Consider the following 23,722-nt stretch of genomic DNA (forward strand, 5'->3'; position numbering starts at 1 on the left):
AATACTATTTACTTTGGTAAATTAAGCCGAAGATAAGAATTGTACTTCTTTTAAAAATAATAAGGTGCAGTTAAGCACCCTATTAAAATGGCTTGAATTAATCACTAGCGATTGGTATTCACCTGCTGTAAAATCTGACTAATCTCGGCATTGGCTTCGTTTTCGGTGGCTAGGTCGCCATTGGGGGTTAGGTCGTTCACCACTTGTGGCAGTAGCTCGGCAATGCCTTGGCAGACTTCTGTCTCGCTGGCTCCTGTTTGCTGACAGGCACGGTTAATCTCATCTTTGCCAAACAGACTCATCACGTCTTGGGCGTCTAGTCCGTCATTATCGGTATCGATGTTTACCCATGATTGGGCTTTATTGCCCAGTGCGTTGCCTTGGAATTTGGCAAGCACGCCTGACAGACCGCCATTTTTTTGGATATAGCCCAGCACGATGGGGATAAGAGCAAGGAGTAGGGTGTTTTTGTTAAACCCGCCTTTTTGTTGGGCGGACTGACTGCCAAGCACTTGACCCAACACACTGCCTAGGTCACTGGCAGGCACGTTTTGGCGAGTCTGGCCACCGCCTAGGAGCGAGCCTAATACCCCGCCTAGTCCGCCTTGGGCTTGGGATTGACCACCGCCAAGCTGGCTTGCCACCACTTGCCCAAGCATACCGCCCAGACCGCTGTTTTGTTGGGATTGACCGCCTGTTAGGGCATTTTGGGCGACTTGGGTGATGATGTTTTGTAATAAACTCATGGAGTATCCTATCAAATAAAGTAAATATTGGCGAAATTGCCAAATCATGCATTATCTTATCAGAATTTTAGTGAACCTGCGTTATTTTATTAAAGGTTTTTGTAAATGGATGGGGTATGAAGCGACGTGGGTGTGTTTACAGTGGTGTCTGTTTTATTTTACATCATGCCAAAAATTGACATAAGAAACATAATGATTTGGCTTTTATAAAAAATAGTATGGACATTGATTTGCCCCGTGATTATCTTGTAAAGTCATGGATTTGCCCCCATGATGGATTATTCTAAGCTGTTTTTTGAGCCATTGCCATGACCGATTTATCCGCTGTTTTTGACCTTATTTATTACATTGTGCCTGCCGATGTGGTAGATGATGTTAATATGACGGATGCTTTGCATTTTGCTTTGACTGAGCGTCTGATAACCGCCGATGATGTGGCGTGTGTCAGTCATTTTTTTGATGCACGCCGTCTGCCTTGCCCCATGCCTTTGTTAAAGGCAAAAGTAACCTTGCGAGATGTGGGGGCAGGGCGGGGGTTGTATCTGCTTGCCACCGATAAAAATTCACAAACCGACCTTGTGGCGTATTGCCAAAAAAACGGGCTGACGGTCAAGACATGGGCGTATGGGCAAACAGATACAATCTTTCACTTTTTGATTAGGGCGTGTTGAACGTTGGTATTTGCAATGAAAAATACCTGTTTAAAAAAGTAAGGGGACTGCCCGTTTTTTAAGGAAAAAATGAAGTTTGATAGCCACTCTATCAAACGAGCTTTTGACTTCGAGCCACAAGATTTGACCATTTTTCATGCAAAAATAATTTAAAATCATAAAATTTCACCAAATGTTAATAAATGTTATCAATGTTCACACGTCCTAACAAAAAGGTGTAAAAACCGCTAGCATTTGGGCGGATTTCGGCTTAAAATGGGGCGATATTTAAACTGATGATTTGTTGGTAGAAAGAAAACATGCCCAAAAATTATGATTATGATGGTTTTGATGACTTTGACGATTATGGCGGTGATTATGCCGATGAGCGTGATTTTAAGTCGTCTGATATGTTAGATGAAGATGAGCTAGATGATGGATTAGATGAGCTTGACGGTTTTTCTGATGAGCTACTGTCTGATGAGTTGTTATCTGATGAATTAGACGAATTGGACGGCTTTCATGAGATTGATGACGCTGATGAGCTGGCATTCGATGAGTCAGAGAGTGGATTAGAAACGGACGAGCAGTCCCATGATGGGGCAAGCCTTGCCCCTGTGCTTGCCAACCATACTAGCCACGCCCCCAGTGCCGTACCACGTTATGATGTCGCCACCAAGGATTTGGTGCCTGCCATGCCCGCCAATTTGACCGCCCCTGGGGTGAATTTGGGGGCGTACATCAATACCGTACATCAGATTCCTATCTTGACCCCCGATGAAGAGCGAGAGCTTGCCGAGCGGTACTATCAAGATGGCGACGTGGAAGCGGCACGGCTACTGGTCATGAGTCATTTGCGGTTTGTGATACACATCGCACGCAGTTATTCAGGGTATGGTCTGTCGCAGGCGGATTTGATTCAAGAAGGTAATTTGGGACTCATGAAAGCGGTCAAACGCTTTGACCCTACCAAGGGCGTACGCCTTGTGAGCTTTGCGGTGCATTGGATTAAGGCGGAGATTCATGAATTTGTCATCAAAAATTGGCGGATTGTCAAAGTTGCCACCACCAAAGCACACCGCAAGCTGTTTTTTAATTTGCGTAGCCTTAAAAAATCAAGCAATCAGCTTACCTTAGAAGAAGCCGAAGCCATCGCCAAAGACCTAAACGTCACGGTCAAGCAAGTCCTAGAAATGGAATCACGCTTGACCAGTTATGATGCGTCCTTTGAGTTACAAGACTCTGACGATGAAGATGGGCGTTATGCTCCCCAGCTTTTTTTAGAAGATGGGGTCAATCCTGCCGAGATGGTCGAAGATGCTGACTGGGAAGAGAATACGACCACCGCCCTAAAAGAAGCGATGGATGGCTTGGATGAGCGTTCTCGAGACATCATCACTCAGCGTTGGCTTGCCGACCAAAAATCCACCTTGCATGACTTAGCGGCGGTTTATAACATCTCAGCCGAGCGGGTGCGTCAGATTGAGAAAAATGCCATGGATAAAATCCGTGAAGCAATGACCATTGATAACATGCTCTTTGATTAGAACGAACAGATGAACAGATGATAAACTGGATAAAAGTAGCAGGCGTGAATCTTGCGACAGCGGTGGCACTTGGGGCGTTTGGGGCTCATGGCTTAAAGAAAATCGCCACGCCTTATGAGCTTGATATTTGGCAGACTGCCACGCTCTATCTGTTCGTGCATGGCTTGGGGATATTGGCGTTGGGCGTATTAGGGGCGGTATCTGCCTATCGCATTCATAGGGTTGCCATGACCTTACAAATAGGCATTGCCATTTTTAGTGGCACGCTCTACTTGATGGCACTGGGGATGCCTAGATGGCTTGGGGCGATAACCCCAATGGGCGGAACGCTACTCATCATCGGCTGGCTGATGTTGGTTTTTGTCAAAAAGTCTGATGGCTGATGGGTTGATTGATGATTAATTATGATAAAAGAGCAAATTTTTGCTCTTTTTGTTTTTATCCAAACATCGCCATACCCCACAGCACCGCCACCAAAATAAGTGCCAGCGACTGAGCGGACGAGCCGACATCTTTGGCGATTTTGGCAAGGGGGTGATGCTCCATAGATGTGTGGTCAACGGCAGCTTCTAGGGCGGTATTAAAAAATTCCACAATGAGCGACAAAAACGACCCTGCCACAAGCATCATCTTGACCGCCAACGCCATATCGAGCCACAACGTAAGGATTATCAAAGGCATATGGAGCAGGATAAGCTGAAAAATCGCAGGCTCTTTGATGGCCACCTTAAAGCCGTCTTTGGAATACGACAGCGTATTGATGATGCGTTTTAGCCCTTTGGTTTTGTTAAATTCGGACATGGCGATTTGGTAGGTTGATAATGGGAAATTTGTGCCATTATACCCACCCATTATCTATTTTTCAATCCGCCCAAAACCTGCTAAAATACTAGGGCATGCCTACCATTGATAATATTCTTATAAAATAAGATGAAAACTACCCCATTCTCAAATCCATACAAGTAATTGATTTATCAAGGGAAAATTGCAATTCACCCCTACAATCCAAAAAATAATTATCAGATAATCAATAAGTTAACGTCTTAAGCTAAGAGCGAAGTGAAAACTTAAAATTGCAATCAATTTTGCATGAAAAATGGCTATCCAACCGCTTAAATTTAAAAAAATTAAGTTAAAATTCTTAAAATTTACCCAGTTGAATGGTTCGGATTGTGGCTCGAATTTAAAAGCTTGTTTGATAGAATAACCGTCAAGCTTCACTTTTTCCTTGAAAAACGGGCGATTTTTCGTGATTTTCATTGCAAATACAGAAGGTGGGCCCGCTTTATTTTATGTGGATTTGTGGTATTTTTTGGGGTTCGGTGGATGTATTTTCCAAAATATCAAGAGATTTTTTTGGGGGGTTAAAGATGTATTTGTAACAAACAAAAACGGCAAACCAAGTTGCCGTTTTTGTTATTTTTGAACAGGATTATATCTTTTGTGCTTATTAAATGAGCGGTCAAATAAGCGAAACAGTGCCAATATCAACCATGAGATAAGCAGATAGATGATACCTGCAGCAAAATAAATCTCTAAGGTCAGGTATGTCTTGGCGATGATGACTTTGGAGGCGTACATCAAGTCCATGACCGTGATGGTGCTTGCCAGTGCCGAGCCTTTGAGCATAAAAATCACTTCGTTGCTGTATGCAGGTATCATGATCCCAAAGGCACGGGGCAGGGTAATGCGGGTAAATTTCTGCACAGGCGACATGCCCAAAGCATCCGCCGCTTCAAGCTCGCCACGAGGAACTGCCTGTATCGCCCCACGCACAATCTCAGCGACATAAGCGGCGGTGTTTAGCGTAAAGGCGATGATGGCACACCAGTAGGCTTGACTAAGCACAGGCTTCCACAGTACGCTCTCTTGAATGGCTTTAAACTGCCCAAGGCCATAATAAATCAGAAAAATCTGCACCAATAAGGGCGTGCCACGAAAAAAGAAAATGTATAAAAAAGGAAAAACCTGCACCAAAGGATTTTTGGAGAGTCTAAGCAGTGCCAAAACCACCCCAAAAATCAGCCCGGTAATGCTAGATAATGCCACAAGCTCCAAGGTGGTAATGGAGGCTTTTAGAAGTTCGGGAAAATGCGTGATAATCGCTTGCCAGTTCCAGCTCATGCGTTTGCCCCCGTATGTTTTTGTCTAAGTAATTTTTGGGCGTAACGTTTGGCAGGATTGGCTCGCCATTCTCCAAAGCTGATACAGGCAGTGACGACCGCTGTCAGGCATAGATAAATAAGAGCTGCCACAAGATAAAAGGTAAAAGGTTCTTGGGTGGACTGGGCGGCACGAGATGAATAATAAATCAAATCTTTAAGCCCGATGAGCGAGACAAGGGCGGTGTCTTTTAATAGCACCAAAAACAAATTGCCCAAACCAGGTAGGGCAACCACCCACATCTGTGACAGGATAATGCGAAAAAAGGTCTGAGTAGGTCGCATGCCCAGTGATTGGGCGGCTTCCCACTGTCCTTTGGGGATTTCTTGGATTGCCATGCGAAACACTTCGGTGGCATACGCCCCAAACATGACCGATAGGGCGACCACACCTGGCCAAAAACTGCCAATATCAATCCGTCCGCCATAACCAAAGACTTCTTTGGCAATAAACGATACAAGAATATCGCCCCCAAAATAGATGGCAAAGACTACCAAGAGTTCAGGAATGCCACGCACCACCGTTGTGTAGATGTTGGCAAGGCTTTTAAACAGCCAAATATTAGAGAGCTTGGCAGTCGCCCCCAATAGCCCGAAAATCAAGCCGAAAATCAGGCTCGTTACGCCTAATTTGACGGTCAAAATCGTGCCTTGCCAAAGTAAATCGGTGTATCCGTGGAGTTCTAACATGGTGTGGCGGTCTTTGTGGTTATTGTGTTGATGGCTGTTCAATAAAAATAGACAAGGCTTGCTTGTCTATTTTGGCTGTATTGCTTTGTTAAGGGGTAACCTTATCAAAGAGGTAAAATAGAATAAAACGCTTATTTTACCAAATTTTTGTAAATTTGTGTTAAGTTTTTAAAATAACTCAAAAAGAATAGTTATTTACTAACCATACTCTCGCCAAAATGCTCAATGACGATTTTATCATAAGTGCCGTCTGCTTTGATGTCGGCTAGGGCTTGGTTGAATTTGGCAAGCAGTTCATCATTACCCTTATCAACAGCGATGGCAAAGTTGTCATTAATGTCAATCTCATCGCCTTTTACCGCAAAATCCTTACCAAGCTCACTCCCTAGCCATGTCATCGCAGGCATTTTGTCGCTGATGATCACGTCCGAGCGGCTCGCCCCTAAGTCTAAAAAGGCATTGTCTAGTGTGCTATGTAGAGTTGGCTTGACATCAGGATAGGTTTGGGTGAGCCATTGGCTAGAAATGGTGGAGCCTTGGGCAGAGATTTTGGCGGATTTGATGTTGTCGGCATTGGCAGGGTCAAAGGTACTGCCATTTTTGGCAACAAAAACCAAAGTATTGACAAAATATGGCTCGCTAAAACTCACCTGTTCGGAGCGTTCGGGAGTGATAGACATGGCAGAGACGATGGCGTCAAATTTACCCGTTTTTAGGGCAGGAATGATACCGTTCCAATCTTGGGCATCAATCTCACAGGTGACTGCCATTTTGGCACATAGGGCATTGGCAATGTCCACATCAAAACCCGCCAAAGAACCGTCATTATTGATGGAGTTAAAGGGTGCGTACGCCCCTTCGGTGACAATGCGTAGGGTTTGGATGGTGTTATTGGTGCCTGTGGTGGTTTTGGTGTTGGTAAGTTTGTGGCTCCCACAGGCGGTCAGCAGTAGGGTGCCAATAAGTGCGACTAAGGCAGTATGTTTCATTAATTGTCCTTAATAAATGTCAGTCAAGTAAGTTGATTGATAAAACAAAAACGCACAGGGCTTACCCTATGCGTTGTGTGTTGATTATTTCTTGGTAGGCTCGACAGTCTCGCTTGCGTTTGCGTCCGCAGGCTCGCTCACAGGCTCGGTATCGCCAGCAGGGGCAGGCGTGTCAGCAGGAGTGGGAGCGTTGTCAGGAATACTGGCAGACCCAGTGATTGCAAAGTATTTTGCCACAAGCTCGTCATATTTGCCACTGGCTTTTAGATTTGCCAAAGCGGTGTTAAACTCGCCTTTTAGGGCATCATCTTTACGCACGGCAATACCTACTTTATCATTAATATCAATCGGCTCGCCCTTAATCTCAAAGTTTGCCCCTGCATCGGTTTTTAGCCAATCAGACGCTGGCACGAAGTCGGCAAGCATATAATCAATACGCCCTGCACTTAGGTCAAGATGGACGTTGTCCTGCTTGTCATAAGCCTTGACGGTAGCGTTAGGCTGATGTTTGGCAAGATATTCGCCTGAGACGGTGGCTTGCTGTACGCCCACGGTTTTGCCCGCTAGGTCGTTAATGGTGATGTTGTCGCCTTTTTTGCCAACTAGGATAAGCGTGTTATCAAAGTAGGCATCAGAGAAATCCAACACTTCTAGGCGTTCTGGCGTGATAGACATACCTGCCATGATGGCATCCGATTTATTGGCTTGTAGGCTTGGAATGAGACTGTCCCAGTCCTGTGCTACGATGTCGCAGTCGGCTTTCATCTCGGCGCATAAGGCATTGGCAAGGTCAATCTCAAAACCGATCAGATTGCCTGTATTGTCCAAATAGCTAAATGGCTTAAAGCTCGATTCGGTCGCAATCAGTACTTTTTTGCCGTCATTGGTGCCAGTAGTGGCGGTGTTTGCGGTGGTATCGGCAGGTTTGTCGCCCCCGCAGGCAGTTAGGGCAAGGGCGGTTAAGGCGACGGCTAAGTATTTGATTTTCATGATAAAACCTTTTGGTTAGTGGGTGGTTTTAAATTATTCGCTTTTTGCAGGCTCGGCAGTAGCAGACTCCTCTGCTTGGGCGGTGTCAGCAGGTTCAACCACTGATGGCTCGGCAGTCTCGCTTGGTGTTGGCTTGGCAGTATCGCCAAAGTGCTGTTTTTCTAGCTCGGCAAGTCTGCCATTGGCTTTTAGGGTGGCGAGTGCTTTATCAAAGTCCGCTTTTAGAGCGTCGCCTTTGCGCACGGCAATGCCTAGATTGTCGTTGTTGTCAATCTCATCTCCGACCAGTCCAAAGCCGTCATTGCCTTGTTTTAGCCAGTCCATTGCCGAGACTTTCTCTGCCATGACCGCATGATTTCGCCCTGCTTTTAGGTCAAGATAAGAGTTGGTGTAGGTGTCATAAAGCTGAACACGGTTGCCGTCTTTGCCATCATATTTTTGGGTGATGTAGTCCGCGCCTGTGGTAGAACGCTGACTGCCTAGCACCAGATTTTTGATGTTACTTGGGTCAAATGAGCCGTCCGTTTTGGAGAGCCACACGATGGTATTACTAAAATACGGCTCAGAGAAATCAACCTGTGCTTGGCGTTCGGGCGTGATGGACATACCAGCGATGACCGCATCGTATTTGTTGGTCAAAAGACCGGGTAATAAGCCGTCCCAGTCCTGTGCCACGATGTCGCAGTTTGCTTTAATCTCGGCACAGACGGCATTGATGACATCCGCATCAAAACCGATAATTTTACCATCGGCAGTCATGTTATTAAAGGGTGGGTAGTTGGCTTCGGTGGCGATGATCAGACTTTTGCCTTCGCCTGCTTGTGGGGCGGTGGCGTCTGCCTTTGGTACATCGGTAGGCTTGTCACCCCCACAGGCAACTAAGGTGCTGGCTGTGAGTAGGCTTAGGGAGAATTTGGCAAATGCGTTCATAACAATCCTTATGTTCGGGGTTGATAAAAAGTCGGTAAAAGGGTTGGGTGCTTACTTTATTGATGAGACGCCATAAATTCTTTGACACGCTCGGATTTGGGATTTTCAAATACTTCGGTTGGCGTACCCATCTCTTCGATTCGTCCTTGATGTAAAAAGACGACTTTGGTTGAGACTTCTTTGGCAAATCGCATTTCATGGGTAACGATAAGCATGGTACGCCCTTCGCTGGCAAGTTCACGCATGACCGCCAGCACTTCATTAACAAGCTCTGGGTCTAGGGCGGACGTGGGTTCATCAAACAGCAGAACTTTGGGTTTCATGGCAAGCGAACGGGCGATTGCCACACGCTGACGCTGACCGCCTGATAGGTTGTCAGGGTAGGCGTCTTTTTTGTCCAGTAGTCCCACTTTGGCAAGCAGGCGTTCACCTTCGGCAATGGCGTCTGCCTTGCTCACGCCCAGCACATGAATGGGGGCTTCGGTGATATTCTCCAAAATGGTCTTGTGTGGCCATAGGTTAAATGATTGAAACACAAAGCCAATCTCAGAGCGAAGTTTTTCAAGTTGTTTGGGGTTTTTGGCGGTAAGCTCGCCTTTTTTGGGGGTGAGTTGTAGCTCTTCATTGCCCACAAAAATCTTGCCAGCACTGGGCTTTTCTAATAAATTGATACAGCGAAGCAGGGTAGATTTGCCCGAACCTGATGACCCTAAGATACTGATGACATCGCCGTCATAAGCGATCAAAGAGACGCCTTTTAAGACTTCAAGCGAGCCATAATTTTTGTGAATGTCTTGTAAATCAAGGGCAATGGGGCGGTCAGTCATGAATTTCTCGGTTATTTTTTAAAATCAAAAGTTAATCGTATATTTTGAACAAATCTGATAAAAAAGGCAAATCATTTTTACCAAAATCGGCAAAAATTTTTAATTTTTTTCAAAATAATTAGGTAAAAAGGGTAAAATGAGAAAAATTTGTTTTATAAATGAGCGAATTTGACAGATTTTTTACCAAGTCGGTCATTGTTGGCGGTTTATCAATTACTGACAATCGCCAAAAATATGCTATAATTAGCCATTTATTGTCCTATTCTCAATTTTAATCATTACCATTTTACTGCCATTGACATTGTTACGGTGAGCCATGCCAAACGCCCAAAAAGCCAATTCCCCAGCCGTCAAAAATTCAGGATTTTTTAATCGTCTTTGGCAGGGTTTTTTGACGACCGTTGGCACAGAGCGATTTTTTAAGATTTTCTCGCCGTGGGTCAAGTGGCTTGCCCTGATTGCCTTTGTATTCATGAGTATTGGCACGGTATGGGGACTCATGTTCGCTCCGCCTGATTATTTGCAGGGCAACAGTTACCGTATTATTTTTATCCATGTGCCAACCGCCAGCCTTGCCATGAGTATTTATTTTGCCATGAGCGTGCTTGGGGTCATTTTTTTGGTGTGGAAAATCAAAACCGCCAATATTGTCGCCCAAGCGGTCGCCCCGATTGGCTTTATCTGCTGTGTGCTAAGTCTCTTGACAGGCTCGATTTGGGCGAAACCGACATGGGGGACGTACTGGGTGTGGGACGCACGTTTGACATCAATGCTGATTTTGGCGTTTTTGTATGCAGGGGTCATGGCACTGTTTAGTGCTTTTGAGCACAGCCAAAATCGGGGCAAGGCGGCGGCGATTTTGTCCATTGTTGGGGCGGTCAATCTGCCGATTATCAAATACTCGGTAGAGTGGTGGAATACCCTACATCAAGGGGCGACGTTTACCGTAACCAACGCCCCAAAAATGTCCGCCAGTATGTGGGTGCCACTGCTTATCATGATGCTTGGTATGTATTTTATGGTGGCAGCTCTTGCCATTTATCGCACCAATTCCTTGATTTTACAACGTGAACACAACAAAGCATGGGTAGCCAACTACCTAAATGCCAAAAAATAGCCAGCTCAAAAGGGGCAAGCAATGACACCGTATTTTCAAAATTTAGCAGACTTTATCCACATGAATGGTCATGGGGTTTATGTGTGGACGTGTTATGCCTTAGTGTTTGGGTCGATACTGCTTATGATTTGGTATGCCAAAAGCGAACGCACCAAGACCATTGCCAAACTGTCCACCCAGACCAAAAAACTCACCAACAAACAACGCCAAGCACTGGCAAAGGGTTAAGTTATGAATAATGCACGCCAAAAAAAACTCATGTGGGTCATCGCCATGCTGGTGGGTGTGGCGGTGGCGGTGGGACTCATTTTGTACGCCATTCGTCAGCAGACAGATTATTATTTTGACCCGACCGCCATTACTGCTGGTAAAGCCCCTAAGAATAAGCGTATCCGTGCAGGGGGCATGGTGGTGGCAGGCTCGGTTAAGCGAGATCCCAATGACCCGTTAAATATCCAATTTCAAATCACCGATTATAAAGCGGTTGTACCAATGACGTATCGGGGTGTATTGCCTGATTTGTTTGCCGAAAATTCAGGGGTAGTGGCAACAGGCGAGTTGCAGGGTGGGACGTTTGTCGCCAGTGAAGTGCTTGCCAAGCATGATGAAAACTACATGCCCCCCGAAGTTGCCAAATCGCTAAAAGCCGAACACGCCGAACGGGGAACGGACGTCAATAACGGGCAATTTATCCCTGCCACGAGTATGGCGGAGATTGACCAAAGACAAGCCGAGCAAAGTCAAAATCAAGCCCAAGCCCAAAGCGACAGCCAAACTCAAAGCCCAACCCAGAATGAGAGCCATGCACCGCAGTAGCGTGTAAAAGCCATTTTATTTTATAGAATAAAAAGAGTGTCTATCATGGACACTCTTTTTTATTAAATGACGGCTATTTTTAAATGTTATAATATTTTAATTTATCATAGTTATGTTATAATGTTTTAATTTTAATTGTAATGTAAACAGGAGTAAGATTGTGTTAAAACAATCCAGTCGTCATTTGATCAATCATCAAATACCCAAACGCCCAAGCAAAACCCCTTTATGCCTTGCGGTGGCGGTCGCCCTTAGTGCTCAGCTTGCTTATGCTGATGAGACCCAAAGCGATGAGCTGACGGTGGTGCTTGCTGATGAGACCATTTATATTGACCGCCCGTCTATCGGCACGCAGATGACGGTGGGACGTGATAAACTCAAACACCGCTCGGCAACGCTGGGTAATGCCTTGGCAGGCGAGCTGGGTATTCACTCTAATCCCTTTGGCGGTGGGGCGAGTAAGCCCATCATTCGTGGACAGGACGGGGTGCGAGTGAAGATTCTACAAAATGGCACGGACGTCATTGATATGTCTGCCCTATCACCTGACCATGTGGTCGCCGCCGATACATTGCTGGCGAGCCGTGTGGAGCTGGTGCGTGGGGCGGGTACGCTACTGTATGGCACAGCATCGCAGGCAGGCGTGGTGAATGTCGTTGACGAGCGGATTCCTAGCCGTATGCCACAGGGTAACACCAAGGAGAACATCGAAGGCGAGATGTTGTTACGCTATAACACAGGCAGTAACGAGAGGGTTGCCACTGCCAGTCTTAATATGGGCGTGGGGCAAAACGTGGCGGTGCGAGTCGAAGGGTTGACCCGCCGTGCCGATGATTATGATGTTCCAGAATTTCAGTCTGATGTCATGCTAGACTATTTGCCTGACAGCCATAATAAATCCACCGTTGGTACGGTGGGCGTATCCTATATCGGCGACAGGGGGCATATTGGCGTGTCATACAGTCGCCGTCAGGATAAGTATGGCATACCAGGGCATAATCACGCCTATGATAACTGTATTGCACATGTACTCACTCCAGAAGCTAGCATCTCGCGCTATTATCTAAAAGCCTATCCCCATCTAATACAGAATATGGATTTTAGTTCATCTGCCCATTTTCACTGCGGTACAAATCATGCTCATGACCCAGGACAGAGTCATGAGCACCCTTTGGGCTATGAACACGATCACACGCACCCTGGACCTTGGATTGACATGGAATCTGAGCGTATCGATGTTAGGGCGCAGTGGGAGCAGCCATTTAAGGGGTTAGATAAAATCGCACTGTCTTTTGCATCATCAGACTATTATCACGAAGAAAATGACCATGAAGTTGAGAGACTCGATAAATACACAGGCAGACTACAAACCATTAATAACAAACCAGGTTATTTTGGCAATCAAGGCAAAAATGTCCGAGTCGAATTTCATCACACACCTGTCAAAGATGTATCGGGACTGTGGGGTGTGCAGTGGCAAAAGCAAGAGAGTTTTGCTCATCTGCCCCATGAAAGAGAAGAAGGACAAAGATACCCACTCATTGCCAATACCAATAAGCAAGTCAGTATTTTTGGGTTGGAGAGATGGCAGGCTAATGACAAATGGGCATTTGAATTTGGGACGCGTTTTGAAAAACAAAGCATTCCGATTGATTATAGGAAAGACAAATTAGACCGCTATCGTCCAAAGCCAAAATGTTGGGACTGGGGATTTAGCAGTGGATGCTTGCCTGCACCAAATTATGAAGAGCCAGATTTAGCGACTTATAAAGAAAAAGCCACTTCATACAGTATTGGTACCACGTGGGATTTTAAACCCGATTACCGCCTGTCTGCCACTTATTCACATAATGAACGCCTGCCTACACCCATGGAGCTTTATTATCATGGCAAACATCTGGCGACGCATTCATTTGAATTTGGTAATATCGGACTGGATAAAGAGAAATCTGATAATTTAGATTTGGGCATTTCTTTTTTTGGCGACAAATGGAGTTATGCGGTCAATGCCTATCACAGCCGTTTTAAAAATTACATTTATAACGAAAACATCTACCGTGAAGGCAATCTGTTCATGAGACGACATAATCAAGCCAAAGCAGATTTTTATGGATTAGAGGGCATGGTAACTTATCACATGGACAACCATGCCATTAGTTTGTTTGGCGATTTGGTGCGTGGCAAGTTAAAAGATTTGCCTAATGCTTACGCCAAGGCTTATTATTGTGATGGAGCTTACACCACGACAAAACCTGAAGATACAGAAGAGAATATGCAAAGATGTAATTATAATTATTTTACCGATGATTTTAATTATAGCTATGAGCCAATCATTGCCCAACCAAACATGCCAACACCCAGGTTGCCACCTGCCCGTTTGGGGTTGCGTTGGCAAGGGGATTTGTCAGCCAAATGGTCGGCAGATGCAGAATATACGCACGTCTTTGGGCAAAATCGCATATCTAAGCTAGAAAGTGCGACCGCCAGCTATGATATGCTCAATCTCGGCTTGGACTATCATAACCACTGGGGCAACCTAGACTATACCTTATCCCTACGAGCCAATAACGTGCTTGATGAAAAAGTGTATATCCATAACTCATTTTTGCCCTTTGTGCCACAAATGGGGCGTAATTTTAGCCTAAGTGCCACCGTTAAGTTCTAGGGCGTGCCTAACCTTCATAACACAATTTAAAACATGGAATTGTTTTAGAAATAAAACAATGTTTTTGCATGAAAAATGGCTATCCGACCACTTAATTTAAAAATTAGGTTAAAATTCTTAAAAATTTACCCAGTTAAGTGGTCGGATTGTTTTTCATAATAAAAGCTTGTTTGATAGAATGATTATCAAACCTTACTTTTTCCTTGAAAAACGGGCGATTCCCCTGCTTTTTTAAACGGGCATTTTTCATTGCAAATACAAAAGGCAGGCACGTCCTAGTATGGCATAAAAAATCCCCATGATTGGGGATTTTTGGTATTATTCAAATGTCTGCTGACCGAACTCGGCTTGCTCGCTGTCTTTTTGTTCATCAACGGTTGGATAGCGAGTGCTGGGCTCTTGGGAAAATGAGCTTTGTTTGTTCATCGCTTTGTCGGCAGTGGCGGTCATGGCGTTACAGCCAGTTAGGGCGAATGCCAATAGGACAAGTAGGCTAAGATGTTTCATAAAAATACCGGCTCTGGTTCAAAAAGTATGCTACAAAGAAAACCGTTCGTGGCGAGGTTGGGAAGCCTAACGGTTTTCCTACCCGCAGGCAGGCTTAGGGCGAACGGAAAACCTAGTTTGGCATACTTTTCAGACTACTACCAAAATACCTTGTTAAAATGGAAAAATAAAAACCATCAATAATCACGCAATAACCATGCAAGAATCATGCCGATTTTTCATACCGCACAAACTCAAACCCAATTCCGCTCTTATCGTCTGTCTGCCTATCTGACCGCCACACTTCACAAAAAGCGTCCGTAACGGTAGGATAATGCGTGTCACCTTGCACGTCCAAATCCACTTCGGTGATTTCCAAAATGTCCGCCATGCTTAGGCTTTGGCGGTAAATCTCGCCCCCACCAACGATAAAAATCCTATCCTTGCCCAGTCGCACTGCGTCCGTCTTAGCGTTGTCGATAGCGGTTGGCAAGTCATGAGCGACCGCCACACCGTCCGCCGTCCATGTCGTATCTTTTGTGATGACGTGGTGCGTGCGATTGGGCAGGGGGCGACCGAGCGACTGGAAGGTTTTTCGCCCCATGACAATCACGCCTCCTGTGGTAATTTCTTTAAAATGCTTTAAATCAGCAGGAATATGCCAAGCCAAATTATTATCCTTGCCGATACAGTTTTGACGGTCTTTGGCGACCACATGGACGATTTTTGTCATAACAGCTCCTTATTTTTTACACCGCCACATCTGCCTTTATTCTCTCGTGCGATTGATAATTCACAATCTTAATATCATCAAAGTCAAATTCAAATAAATCTTTAACATCAGGATTTAATTGTAACCCACAAAGTGGTAAAGGTTCACGGGTCAGTTGCAATTTAGCTTGTTCAAAATGATTATGATACAAATGCGTATCGCCCCCCGTCCATATAAATTCGCCCACCTCTAAATCACACACTTGGGCAATCATATGTGTCAAAAGGGCATAGCTTGCAATATTAAACGGCACGCCCAAAAATACATCTGCCGAGCGTTGATACAGTTGGCAAGAGAGTTTATTATTCACCACAAAAAATTGAAATAAAGTATGACAAGGTGGTAAGGCAACTTGCCCTGCTTCAATCGGATTCCAACCTGAAATAATCAAACGGCGAGAATTGGGGTTGGTTTTGATTTCGTTAATCAGCCAAGACAGTTGGTCAAAGCCGTCTGTATTATAGTCGCCATTGTCGTTTTTGCTTGCCCCAAAATTACGCCATTGATGACCGTAGACCGCCCCCAAATCGCCTGCCTTTCGTCCAAAACGGGCGGTTTGCTCTGCTGTCGCCCATTCGTCCCAAATGGTTACACCATTGTCTTGCAGGTATTTAACATCGGTATCGCCTTTAATAAACCACAAAAGCTCATAAATAATGGACTTCATATGGACTTTTTTGGTGGTGAGTAGGGGAAAACCGTCCGCCAAATTAAACCGCATTTGATGGCCAAATACGCTACGAGTGCCTGTGCCTGTACGGTCGCCTTTATCATCGCCATTGTTTAGGATATGGGATAGGAGTTCTAGATATTGTTTCATTGTTTTTCACTTAATGATTTGATGTTTTCAAAAAATTTTAAAGTATCGTCTTTATCAAAATGATGTTCATTAAAGCGGATTTGTTTTAAACCCAGCCAACTAAACCGCTCCATTTCGCCATTATTATTTTTATATAAAAAATGTAATAAAGGAATTTCTTGACCTGTGGCGTTGCTTTTATTAAAAGTGGGGTATAAAATACAGTCTTTCCAATACAATTCTTTGGGTTTGATAAAGCCGTGTTCTACCAAAATTAATTTATTTTTTTCAATGATAAATCTGGGTTTTTTGTGGGCATAAGAGATTATTAAAAGAGCAACCGACACAAAAGCAAACAACCAAATCCCAAAAGTATTTTCAGTAATTATGCTGATAAATATCATTGCCAAAGCCGTGAGTATCATTATCACAATAAAGGCTTTCATTGAAACTTTATCCAAAAAATAAGGATAAACTTCAATCGGAAAATCAAATGTCTTATCTTTAAAGACAAAACTTTGCATTTGACTGTTTTTATTTAAATTCGCCATTTTTAAACTCGCCATTCTTAATTGCTTTAAAAATTTCTAAATGCTCATCCATAGAAAATTGTTTATCATTAAAACAAATGGCATTTAAATTTAACACGCAAAAGCGATATTTTTTGCCTTTATTATTTTGGGATAATAAATAAAGAATGATGGTATCCATATCATTCATACCGTCTATGCGATGGTCTGTATCAAAAACACAGTCTTGCCAAGCAAGTGTTTTGGGTTCGCCTAATCCGTGATTAACCAAAACTACTTTATCAGGATATAATAGAAGTTTGGGTTTTTGAAATAAAAATATAAAAAACCATAAAATATTAACAAGAAAATAAAGGTACACAAAGCATAAAAATTATATTTAAGTTGGGTTAATATTGTTATGGTAAGACTGATAACAAATATCCAAAAATAAATATTTAAAACTTTGATGTAATTTTTAAAAGAAATAAATACCGAAATGGGGAAGGTTAATTCCATGTTTTTAAACTTAAAATCCGTCATGCCTTTTGCCAATCATAGACCTTATTTTTATAAGCCAATACCAACAAAATTACCCCAGCGATAATCATCGGTAGGCTATATAGTTGCCCCTTGCTCATCCACCCAAAAATGAGCGTATAGCCAACATCAGGCTGACGGAAAAACTCTGTGGTAAAACGGCTACACCCATAACCCAGCAAAAACAGAGCAGACACGGCATAGCGTGGGCGTGGCTTGCTACTAAACCACCATAAGAGGATAAACAGTAGCACGCCTTCGGTGAATGCCTGATAAAGCTGGCTTGGATGGCGGGGCAGTAGGTAGTATTCGCCCATTTGCACGGCAATCTCATGTAAACTCGGGTCAGCATTGATAAGTTCATGGTCAGCGTGAACCGCTTGGGGAAAGTACATGAGATGAGCATAATCACCATGTGACACCCGCCCCCACAGCTCGCCGTTAATAAAGTTACCAATCCGCCCAAACAGCAAGCCTAACGGCACGCAAGGGGCGATAAAATCCAGCACGGTAAAGGCGTGTTTTTTGTATTTACGTCCAAAAAAGAACATGGCAACGACCACACCGATAAATCCACCATGAAAGCTCATGCCCCCTTCCCATACCTTAAACAGATAAGCAGGGTTTGCCAAAAACTCGCCAAAATTGTACAAAATCACATAGCCAATCCTACCACCCAAAATCACGCCCATCGCCCCAAAAAATATCAAATCTGAGACCATCTCGCCTGTAAAATCGCCCCGTTTTTTGCCACGATAAGTCGCCAATATGTAGGCGGACAAAAAGGCAAGCAAGTACATGAGTCCATACCAATGCACTTGGAGAAAGCCCAAATCAAGGGCAACAGGGTCAAATTGGGGGTGTGTGATTGCCATAAAAAATCGTCAGCTAAATTGGTGATATGTAAAAACTTCACCCGTTATTTACATTTTGTTTAAAATAAAACTCTAACCACCCACAAGAAGTAAAGGTCAAAGTTTTTCCTGCAATGTCATCTTTCTTGGCTAAAGATGAATGTGGCTTAATGGTGCTATAGAAATTGACAAAACGGTTTAGCTCTTGCTTGCGGTGTTCGCTGTCAGTAAATCCTGTTTTATCAGGCAGTATCGCAACAAACAGATATTCCCGTCTGTCTATAATACTCTGTCCTTTGATCAGGGGTAAGGGAGCAACCCTGTGTTTTTGATGTTCATTTGCAGTATTTTGCCTATCCTGTAAATAACGGTGGTTTGTCTTGCAGCTTGGGTTATTATTGTAGCATATTTTGGTTGTGGTGGATATGGTTTGATGACATCGAATAACCCCACTCTTAACTTAAAACCACCAAAGCAAGAGATTTATGGCACCTGTCTAATCGTGTGATTAGAAAGCCCTTGGCTTACAGTCTTTGTGTGCAGATTAACAAACAACTTAGCAATCCACCACTTAGGTTTGAGGTGATTTTAAATTGAGAGTAGGGTATATAATACCAAAATTTCCATTGTGCCGATGTTGTGATAGCTCTTATTGGGTTGTCTCTCATCATTTCTGGAATGGGGTTGTTAGCTGCCTTGTGCTTTGCGATAGGCGAGAACTGCCATAAGTGCTATTAAAAGAGCCTATGTTTAGGCTCTTTTTTACAATCAAGGTAGATTGTCATCTTATCACATCAAAATCTGCCGTTTACCAGCATTATCCATCGGACTGACCAATCCCGCCTCTTCCATCATATCCACGATACGAGCGGCACGGTTATAACCAATGCCCAGTTTACGCTGAATGCTGGATATGGAGACTTTACGACTTTCCATGACAAAGGTCACCGCCTGATGATAATATTCATCATCACCGCCCTTACCCAGCCCATCCCCTGACCCTTCGCCTTCAAAAGTGTAACTATTTGACAGGTCAATATAATCAGGACTACCACGCTCACGCCACGCATCGCAGACACGGTTAACCTCATCATCATCCACATACGCCCCATGCACACGGCGTGGGGTGTTCTCGCCCGGCCCGATGAACATCATGTCACCGTTACCAAGCATACTCTCCGCCCCACCCTCTTCGATGATAGTACGACTGTCCACCTTTGAGTTCACTCGTAGGGCGACACGAGAGGGGATATTTGCCTTAATCAGACCTGTGACGACATTCACCGTTGGACGCTGAGTGGCAAGCACCAGATGAATGCCAGCGGCACGAGCCTTTTGGGCAAGGCGGACAATCGGCTCTTCGGCAGTTTTACCTAACTGCATAATCATATCCGCAAATTCATCCGCCACGATAACGATGAGCGGTAAAGGCTTGAGCTTGGGGGCGGTCTTGATGCTGACATTTTCGTCCGCTCGCCACAGTGGGTCAAATATCGGCTCGCCTGACGTCTCAGCTTGTAGCACTTTTTTGTTAAATTCTGAGATTTTACGCACACGCAGTAAGCTCATGAGCTGATAGCGTCGCTCCATCTCACTCACGCACCATGTCAGAGCAGCGGTCGCCTCAGTCATGTCCGTAATCACAGGCGTGAGCAGGTGTGGTATGTCGCCATAGTTGGCAAGTTCTAGCTGTTTAGGGTCAATCAGCACCAGTTTGAGCTCATCAGGGGTGTATTTAAAGAGCATGGAGAGCAAGATGGAGTTCACAAAAACTGACTTACCTGAGCCTGTCGTGCCCGCCACCAGCATATGCGGGGCTTTGGCAAGGTCAGCGATGACCACCTTGCCGCCGATGTCTTTACCGATGGCGACACCGATTTGCTTATCAGGGTTTTTATAATCAGGCGTATCCAGCAGTTCGATGAGTCGCACCATCTCTCGCTTTTTGTTAGGCACTTCAATGCCGATATAAGGCTTGCCTGGTATGACTTCGACCACACGTAGGCTTGCCATAGAAAGCGACCGTGCCAAATCCTGTGCCGCTCCCGTCACTCGGCTTGCTTTAATCCCTGCCGCCAGCTCCACCTCAAAGCGAGTAACCACAGGCCCGACCATGGCACTAACCACACTTGCTTTGATGTTAAACTCTTTTAGCTTAATCTCTAACAGTTCAGATAGCTTTTCTATCTCTCGCTCGGTGTAGCTCGGCTGTTTGTTGGCATCAGGCTTATCCAGGATAGACAGCTCAGGAATAGGCGATAGGCTCATGCGATGGGTGAGCGTGTCCATCGCTCGTGACCGCTGTGGGTTTGGTGCATCCGCCCCTACATCTTTAAAATGTGCCTGCTTGGGTGTATCTTCTACGGGCAAGGGTTTTTTTGGGATAAAATTATCGGGATGTAAAGGTGGCTGGGTCAGCTCTTCGTCCAATATCCCTGTTATTCCATCTGTTGTCACATCGTTTTTAACATCAGCTTTACCTGATGAATTTATTCGCATGTTCTCATTTAATCTCTCTTGTGTATCAATCTGCAAATCCTGTTCTTGTATTTCTTGATTTAGTAAATCCTTTGACAGTTTCACCCACTCATCGTCAAAGACATTATCACGGCTGATGTTAGTGGTTTGATTGGTTCGGTTGTTTTGGTAGACAAAATCCACCTCATCATCAACATTTATCTCAATCCCCATCTTTGCATCAACAGTTTGATTATCATTGATATTTACTTGCTCATCAATATCATTCGTACTGACAATTTTTACCTTAGTTTTGGGTGTCAACTCAACGATATCATCAGAATCATGATTTAGAATCTCAATCATCTCATCATCATGCATGAACTCTAACGGCTTGCTCTCACTCTCATGATGAATCCCATCTGCCTGCCGAGCATGCAACTGATTGGCGTCCAGTGTCAAATTATCTACTTTTAATACCACTTCATCAGCATGAATCTCCACACGACCCGCTTGTGACTCTCCGTCTTGTTTGCCCTGCTGAGTATTTGCCAGTATCTCATCACGCAACCCTGATGTCTGCAAAAACTCTGATAGGTCTTCACTATTGTGATGAACAGATGACACGATTGGTGCGTCATCCTTGACCACTTCAAACAGCTTAGTGTTTTCTTGATTTGGCTTGACCGATTCGGCAGGTTTGACTTTTTTATCTCCATCAAGCCAACCCATAAACCAGTCAAAAAATGCTGATGGACGCACTTCAAATGCCAACACCGTGACAACACCCGTTATAATCAGCAAAAATATCGCTGTCGCCACATTGCCAAACTGCTGCACCAATGCCTGATATAATCCAGCCCCCATGACACCACCACTGATAAGTCCTGTGCCATGCTCGCCTGCTGTCCCCCATCCTGCCAACAGCCCACTAAGGCACACCAACAAAAAACCATACGCAAGCACCCGAAGCTGCCACATGACCTGCGACTGTCGCCACCATAAAAGTGCCACTTCATACATCATGACCAGCACCAGCCACCATGACCCATAACCAAAAAACACATGCAGAATGTCAGCAACCCAAGCCCCAAGGCGACCGCCAACATTGGTAATCTCCTGTCTGCCACCGACATGCGACCATGCAGGGTCTAAGGTGTTATAGGATAATAATGATAAAAACAAAAACCCAAGCACCGTCGTGCCAAACACGCTAAAAAACAGACGTTTGATGATGGGCATTTGACTGATGAACTCGGCGATTTTTTGATTTTGTAGTATTTTTTTCATGAGTGAATTTTAGGGCTAGGATGGCTTGGATGTTAAGCGGTCTATTATATCGAATAATGGTAGAGTTTATCAAAATTTTTTGATGGCTTGTAGCAACGTGAATTTTGAAAACCTAATGTAATTTGTAGAGAATTTTACACAACTGCCGTAAGATTGGCAAATTTAGCTAAAAGAAAAACTTACACCCACTCATTTTTCCCTTGTAATTTCCCCCATTTTGTTACAAAATAGGGGGTTAAATTTTAAATTAGAGAATAACGATGAATGTATTGATTATGGCGGCAGGTACAGGCGGACACGTTTTTCCTGCGTTGGCGGTGGCGGACGAGCTGACAACTCGTGGGGCGGTGGTGCATTGGCTTGGTACGCCAAACGGTATGGAAAATGAGCTTGTCGCCAAACACGGCTACACCATGCACCATATTGATATGCAGGGGCTTCGGGGTAAGGGATTGGCACGCATGATTAAGCTCCCCTTTATGCTGTTTAAAGCGGTTATGGCAAGCAAAAATATCATCAAAAACAACAAGATAGAGGTGGTTATCGGCTTTGGTGGGTATGTTACCGTACCGGGGGGATTGGCAAGCAAATTATCAGGCAAACCACTCATCATTCACGAGCAAAACGCCATTGCAGGCATGAGCAACAAGACCCTAGCCCCCCATTCGGCAAAAGTGCTACAAGCCTTTGACGGGGCATTTAGTGGCATGGGCGACAGACTTGTTACGGTGGGTAACCCTGTACGCACTGCGATTATCAACGCCACACCGCCAAGCGAGCGTTATGACGTAGCGGATATATCGCCCCTAAAAGTGTTGGTGGTGGGCGGTTCGCTTGGGGCAAAAGCCATCAATGAAGCGGTGGTAGAGCTGTTAAAGTTGTCCGACAAGCCCCTAACCGTGCGACACCAATGCGGTAAGGACAACCATAACGCCATGTTGGTCGCCTACTCACAAGCAGGGATTGACACAAGCCGTCATGTGTTTGAAGTCATGCCGTTTATTGATGACATGGCACAGGCGTACGGTTGGGCGGACGTGATCATTTGTCGGGCAGGAGCTTTGACGGTAACGGAGATTGCCAGTGTGGGCGTTGCTCCGATTTTTATTCCGCTACCGCACGCCGTGGACGACCACCAAACCGCCAATGCCAAGAGCCTAACCGAGCATGGGGCGGGGATTTTGTTGCCCCAATATGAGCTGTCGGGCGAAAAACTTGCACAGATTTTGGGCAGTCTTGACCGTCAGCAATGTCTAGATATGGCAAATAACGCCCGATCCTTTGCCAAAACAGACACGACCACGCAAGTGGCGGATATTGTGGAGCGTGTGGTTAAGACATGAGTGATACCCCATTAACCCCTTATCAAGTTGTTAGTACGCCTGTATTTGACCGTTCGTTAAGCAAATTACGCAACAGACGTGTAAAAATGCAAATTACTGAACGCCTTTTTCGCATTGAAAATGAAGAATTTTTTGGCGACATCAATTCGGTCGGTGGCGGTATTTGTAAATTAAGATTTCATGACGGGGCGGGCTATCGTGTTTGTTATGTTATTCGTGACAACGTGGTAGTTGTTTTGTTGTGTGGTGGCGACAAAGATAGCCAGCAAGATGACATCAAAAAAGCCAAATTGCTATCATCGGAGATTGATAATGAAAATGAGTGAATTAAAAAAATTTGACCCAGTTGATTATATGCAAAGCCATGAAGATATCGAATTATTTCTTGAAATGGCAATGACAAATGGCGGTGGCGTAGAGCATATCAAACAAGCCTTTTTGGTGGCTGAAAAAGCCCGTGCCAAACTGGATAAAGAAAATAATGAGATAAGTTTGAATGTTTAATCGCCAGTGCCATTGCCAAAGTAATAACCAATCAAAAAA

At 44.6% G+C, this 23,722-nt stretch carries 24 protein-coding genes and 2 pseudogenes; 11 read left to right on the top strand and 15 right to left on the bottom strand.

The window, feature by feature from the left end:
- Positions 1–104 precede the first annotated feature (104 nt).
- A complete protein-coding gene (locus LP107_RS03270; protein ID WP_115369205.1) occupies positions 105–746 on the bottom strand; it encodes a YidB family protein in 642 nt (213 codons plus the stop codon).
- 308 nt (positions 747–1,054) lie between these two features.
- Between LP107_RS03270 and LP107_RS03275 the strand changes: the two genes are divergently transcribed.
- The 3 genes from LP107_RS03275 (at position 1,055) to LP107_RS03285 (ending at position 3,326) form a co-directional block, all read left to right on the top strand.
- A complete protein-coding gene (locus tag LP107_RS03275) occupies positions 1,055–1,417 on the top strand; it encodes a sulfurtransferase TusA family protein (protein ID WP_264675948.1) in 363 nt (120 codons plus the stop codon).
- A gap of 674 nt (positions 1,418–2,091) precedes the next feature.
- The gene (rpoH, locus tag LP107_RS03280) at positions 2,092–2,943 is read left to right on the top strand and encodes an RNA polymerase sigma factor RpoH (RefSeq protein ID WP_208624110.1); all 852 of its coding nucleotides are present in this window, start codon (positions 2,092–2,094) and stop codon (positions 2,941–2,943) included.
- 17 nt (positions 2,944–2,960) lie between these two features.
- The gene (locus tag LP107_RS03285) at positions 2,961–3,326 is read left to right on the top strand and encodes a DUF423 domain-containing protein (RefSeq protein ID WP_029102349.1); all 366 of its coding nucleotides are present in this window, start codon (positions 2,961–2,963) and stop codon (positions 3,324–3,326) included.
- A gap of 55 nt (positions 3,327–3,381) precedes the next feature.
- Here the strand turns inward: LP107_RS03285 and LP107_RS03290 are convergent, their stop codons facing one another.
- The 7 genes from LP107_RS03290 to LP107_RS03320 form a co-directional block, all read right to left on the bottom strand.
- A complete protein-coding gene (locus LP107_RS03290; RefSeq protein WP_078274022.1) occupies positions 3,382–3,744 on the bottom strand; it encodes a diacylglycerol kinase in 363 nt (120 codons plus the stop codon).
- 615 nt (positions 3,745–4,359) lie between these two features.
- A complete protein-coding gene (locus tag LP107_RS03295) occupies positions 4,360–5,067 on the bottom strand; it encodes an ABC transporter permease (RefSeq protein ID WP_078273938.1) in 708 nt (235 codons plus the stop codon).
- Positions 5,064–5,795: an ABC transporter permease gene (locus LP107_RS03300; protein ID WP_112742841.1), complete on the bottom strand. Its 732-nt coding sequence runs from the start codon at positions 5,793–5,795 to the stop codon at positions 5,064–5,066. Before LP107_RS03300 ends, LP107_RS03295 begins: the two co-directional genes overlap by 4 nt.
- Positions 5,796–5,986: 191 nt before the next feature.
- Positions 5,987–6,784, bottom strand: coding sequence for a transporter substrate-binding domain-containing protein (locus LP107_RS03305; protein WP_264675947.1), 798 nt, complete (start codon positions 6,782–6,784; stop codon positions 5,987–5,989).
- Between the two features lie 84 nt (positions 6,785–6,868).
- A complete protein-coding gene (locus tag LP107_RS03310) occupies positions 6,869–7,774 on the bottom strand; it encodes a transporter substrate-binding domain-containing protein (RefSeq protein WP_112742556.1) in 906 nt (301 codons plus the stop codon).
- A gap of 33 nt (positions 7,775–7,807) precedes the next feature.
- Complete coding sequence (locus LP107_RS03315) at positions 7,808–8,704, bottom strand: transporter substrate-binding domain-containing protein (protein WP_112742554.1); 897 nt, start codon at positions 8,702–8,704, stop codon at positions 7,808–7,810.
- A 56-nt stretch (positions 8,705–8,760) separates the two neighbouring features.
- Positions 8,761–9,531 carry an ABC transporter ATP-binding protein gene (locus tag LP107_RS03320; RefSeq protein ID WP_264675946.1) on the bottom strand — a complete coding sequence of 257 codons (771 nt, stop codon included), beginning with the start codon at positions 9,529–9,531 and terminating at the stop codon, positions 8,761–8,763.
- A gap of 316 nt (positions 9,532–9,847) precedes the next feature.
- On the opposite strand from LP107_RS03320, the gene LP107_RS03325 reads away from it, so the two are divergent.
- From LP107_RS03325 to LP107_RS03340, 4 genes are all read left to right on the top strand, one after another.
- Positions 9,848–10,648: a heme ABC transporter permease gene (locus LP107_RS03325; RefSeq protein WP_112742552.1), complete on the top strand. Its 801-nt coding sequence runs from the start codon at positions 9,848–9,850 to the stop codon at positions 10,646–10,648.
- A gap of 21 nt (positions 10,649–10,669) precedes the next feature.
- A complete protein-coding gene (gene ccmD / locus LP107_RS03330; protein ID WP_112742551.1) occupies positions 10,670–10,876 on the top strand; it encodes a heme exporter protein CcmD in 207 nt (68 codons plus the stop codon).
- Between the two features lie 3 nt (positions 10,877–10,879).
- Positions 10,880–11,464: a cytochrome c maturation protein CcmE gene (ccmE, locus tag LP107_RS03335; RefSeq protein WP_264675945.1), complete on the top strand. Its 585-nt coding sequence runs from the start codon at positions 10,880–10,882 to the stop codon at positions 11,462–11,464.
- Positions 11,465–11,624: 160 nt separating this feature from the next.
- Positions 11,625–14,129, top strand: coding sequence for a TonB-dependent receptor (locus LP107_RS03340; RefSeq protein ID WP_264675944.1), 2,505 nt, complete (start codon positions 11,625–11,627; stop codon positions 14,127–14,129).
- A 318-nt stretch (positions 14,130–14,447) separates the two neighbouring features.
- Here LP107_RS03340 and LP107_RS03345 read toward each other — a convergent pair whose 3' ends face one another.
- From LP107_RS03345 to lgt, 6 genes are all read right to left on the bottom strand, one after another.
- Entirely contained in the window at positions 14,448–14,636 is a 189-nt protein-coding gene (locus LP107_RS03345) for a hypothetical protein (protein WP_078273945.1), read from the bottom strand.
- Positions 14,637–14,841: 205 nt separating this feature from the next.
- Positions 14,842–15,348: a dihydrofolate reductase gene (locus tag LP107_RS03350; protein WP_112742549.1), complete on the bottom strand. Its 507-nt coding sequence runs from the start codon at positions 15,346–15,348 to the stop codon at positions 14,842–14,844.
- 16 nt (positions 15,349–15,364) lie between these two features.
- On the bottom strand, positions 15,365–16,207 hold the full coding sequence (locus LP107_RS03355; RefSeq protein ID WP_078273947.1) for a thymidylate synthase: 843 nt from the start codon (positions 16,205–16,207) through the stop codon (positions 15,365–15,367).
- A complete protein-coding gene (locus tag LP107_RS03360) occupies positions 16,204–16,752 on the bottom strand; it encodes a hypothetical protein (protein WP_162860424.1) in 549 nt (182 codons plus the stop codon). Before LP107_RS03360 ends, LP107_RS03355 begins: the two co-directional genes overlap by 4 nt.
- Positions 16,721–17,077, bottom strand: a complete 357-nt coding sequence (locus tag LP107_RS03365) for a hypothetical protein (protein ID WP_162860423.1) — start codon at positions 17,075–17,077, stop codon at positions 16,721–16,723. The genes LP107_RS03360 and LP107_RS03365 overlap by 32 nt, the downstream gene beginning before the upstream one ends.
- A gap of 157 nt (positions 17,078–17,234) precedes the next feature.
- Positions 17,235–18,110 (bottom strand): prolipoprotein diacylglyceryl transferase, encoded by an 876-nt coding sequence (gene lgt / locus LP107_RS03370; RefSeq protein WP_078273950.1) that lies wholly within the window; start codon positions 18,108–18,110, stop codon positions 17,235–17,237.
- 441 nt (positions 18,111–18,551) lie between these two features.
- Between lgt and LP107_RS14440 the strand changes: the two are divergent.
- A pseudogene (locus tag LP107_RS14440) lies at positions 18,552–18,686 on the top strand (IS982 family transposase); the annotation flags it as partial.
- A 192-nt stretch (positions 18,687–18,878) separates the two neighbouring features.
- Here LP107_RS14440 and LP107_RS03375 read toward each other — a convergent pair.
- Positions 18,879–21,749, bottom strand: a pseudogene (locus tag LP107_RS03375) (DNA translocase FtsK); the annotation flags it as partial.
- A 347-nt stretch (positions 21,750–22,096) separates the two neighbouring features.
- Here LP107_RS03375 and murG point away from each other — a divergent pair.
- The 3 genes from murG to LP107_RS03390 are packed head-to-tail and all read left to right on the top strand — an operon-like array spanning position 22,097 to position 23,683.
- Complete coding sequence (murG, locus tag LP107_RS03380) at positions 22,097–23,179, top strand: undecaprenyldiphospho-muramoylpentapeptide beta-N-acetylglucosaminyltransferase (protein ID WP_112742544.1); 1,083 nt, start codon at positions 22,097–22,099, stop codon at positions 23,177–23,179.
- The gene (locus LP107_RS03385) at positions 23,176–23,505 is read left to right on the top strand and encodes a type II toxin-antitoxin system RelE/ParE family toxin (RefSeq protein ID WP_078273952.1); all 330 of its coding nucleotides are present in this window, start codon (positions 23,176–23,178) and stop codon (positions 23,503–23,505) included. The genes murG and LP107_RS03385 overlap by 4 nt, the downstream gene beginning before the upstream one ends.
- Positions 23,498–23,683 carry a hypothetical protein gene (locus LP107_RS03390; RefSeq protein WP_143821673.1) on the top strand — a complete coding sequence of 62 codons (186 nt, stop codon included), beginning with the start codon at positions 23,498–23,500 and terminating at the stop codon, positions 23,681–23,683. Before LP107_RS03385 ends, LP107_RS03390 begins: the two co-directional genes overlap by 8 nt.
- The last annotated feature ends 39 nt before the right edge of the window (positions 23,684–23,722 follow it).

Origin of the sequence: Moraxella bovis (assembly GCF_025985205.1) — a bacterium.
GTDB classification, from domain to species: Bacteria; Pseudomonadota; Gammaproteobacteria; order Pseudomonadales; family Moraxellaceae; genus Moraxella; species Moraxella bovis.

Coding starts and splice junctions, on each gene's coding strand:
- LP107_RS03270 (WP_115369205.1), bottom strand. CDS start 746: ATGAGTTTATTACAAAACATCATCACCCAAGTCGCCCAAAATGCCCTA.
- LP107_RS03275 (WP_264675948.1), top strand. CDS start 1,055: ATGACCGATTTATCCGCTGTTTTTGACCTTATTTATTACATTGTGCCT.
- rpoH (WP_208624110.1), top strand. CDS start 2,092: ATGCCCGCCAATTTGACCGCCCCTGGGGTGAATTTGGGGGCGTACATC.
- LP107_RS03285 (WP_029102349.1), top strand. CDS start 2,961: ATGATAAACTGGATAAAAGTAGCAGGCGTGAATCTTGCGACAGCGGTG.
- LP107_RS03290 (WP_078274022.1), bottom strand. CDS start 3,744: ATGTCCGAATTTAACAAAACCAAAGGGCTAAAACGCATCATCAATACG.
- LP107_RS03295 (WP_078273938.1), bottom strand. CDS start 5,067: ATGAGCTGGAACTGGCAAGCGATTATCACGCATTTTCCCGAACTTCTA.
- LP107_RS03300 (WP_112742841.1), bottom strand. CDS start 5,795: ATGTTAGAACTCCACGGATACACCGATTTACTTTGGCAAGGCACGATT.
- LP107_RS03305 (WP_264675947.1), bottom strand. CDS start 6,784: ATGAAACATACTGCCTTAGTCGCACTTATTGGCACCCTACTGCTGACC.
- LP107_RS03310 (WP_112742556.1), bottom strand. CDS start 7,774: ATGAAAATCAAATACTTAGCCGTCGCCTTAACCGCCCTTGCCCTAACT.
- LP107_RS03315 (WP_112742554.1), bottom strand. CDS start 8,704: ATGAACGCATTTGCCAAATTCTCCCTAAGCCTACTCACAGCCAGCACC.
- LP107_RS03320 (WP_264675946.1), bottom strand. CDS start 9,531: ATGACTGACCGCCCCATTGCCCTTGATTTACAAGACATTCACAAAAAT.
- LP107_RS03325 (WP_112742552.1), top strand. CDS start 9,848: ATGCCAAACGCCCAAAAAGCCAATTCCCCAGCCGTCAAAAATTCAGGA.
- ccmD (WP_112742551.1), top strand. CDS start 10,670: ATGACACCGTATTTTCAAAATTTAGCAGACTTTATCCACATGAATGGT.
- ccmE (WP_264675945.1), top strand. CDS start 10,880: ATGAATAATGCACGCCAAAAAAAACTCATGTGGGTCATCGCCATGCTG.
- LP107_RS03345 (WP_078273945.1), bottom strand. CDS start 14,636: ATGAAACATCTTAGCCTACTTGTCCTATTGGCATTCGCCCTAACTGGC.
- LP107_RS03350 (WP_112742549.1), bottom strand. CDS start 15,348: ATGACAAAAATCGTCCATGTGGTCGCCAAAGACCGTCAAAACTGTATC.
- LP107_RS03355 (WP_078273947.1), bottom strand. CDS start 16,207: ATGAAACAATATCTAGAACTCCTATCCCATATCCTAAACAATGGCGAT.
- LP107_RS03360 (WP_162860424.1), bottom strand. CDS start 16,752: ATGGCGAGTTTAAAAATGGCGAATTTAAATAAAAACAGTCAAATGCAA.
- lgt (WP_078273950.1), bottom strand. CDS start 18,110: ATGGCAATCACACACCCCCAATTTGACCCTGTTGCCCTTGATTTGGGC.
- murG (WP_112742544.1), top strand. CDS start 22,097: ATGAATGTATTGATTATGGCGGCAGGTACAGGCGGACACGTTTTTCCT.
- LP107_RS03385 (WP_078273952.1), top strand. CDS start 23,176: ATGAGTGATACCCCATTAACCCCTTATCAAGTTGTTAGTACGCCTGTA.
- LP107_RS03390 (WP_143821673.1), top strand. CDS start 23,498: ATGAGTGAATTAAAAAAATTTGACCCAGTTGATTATATGCAAAGCCAT.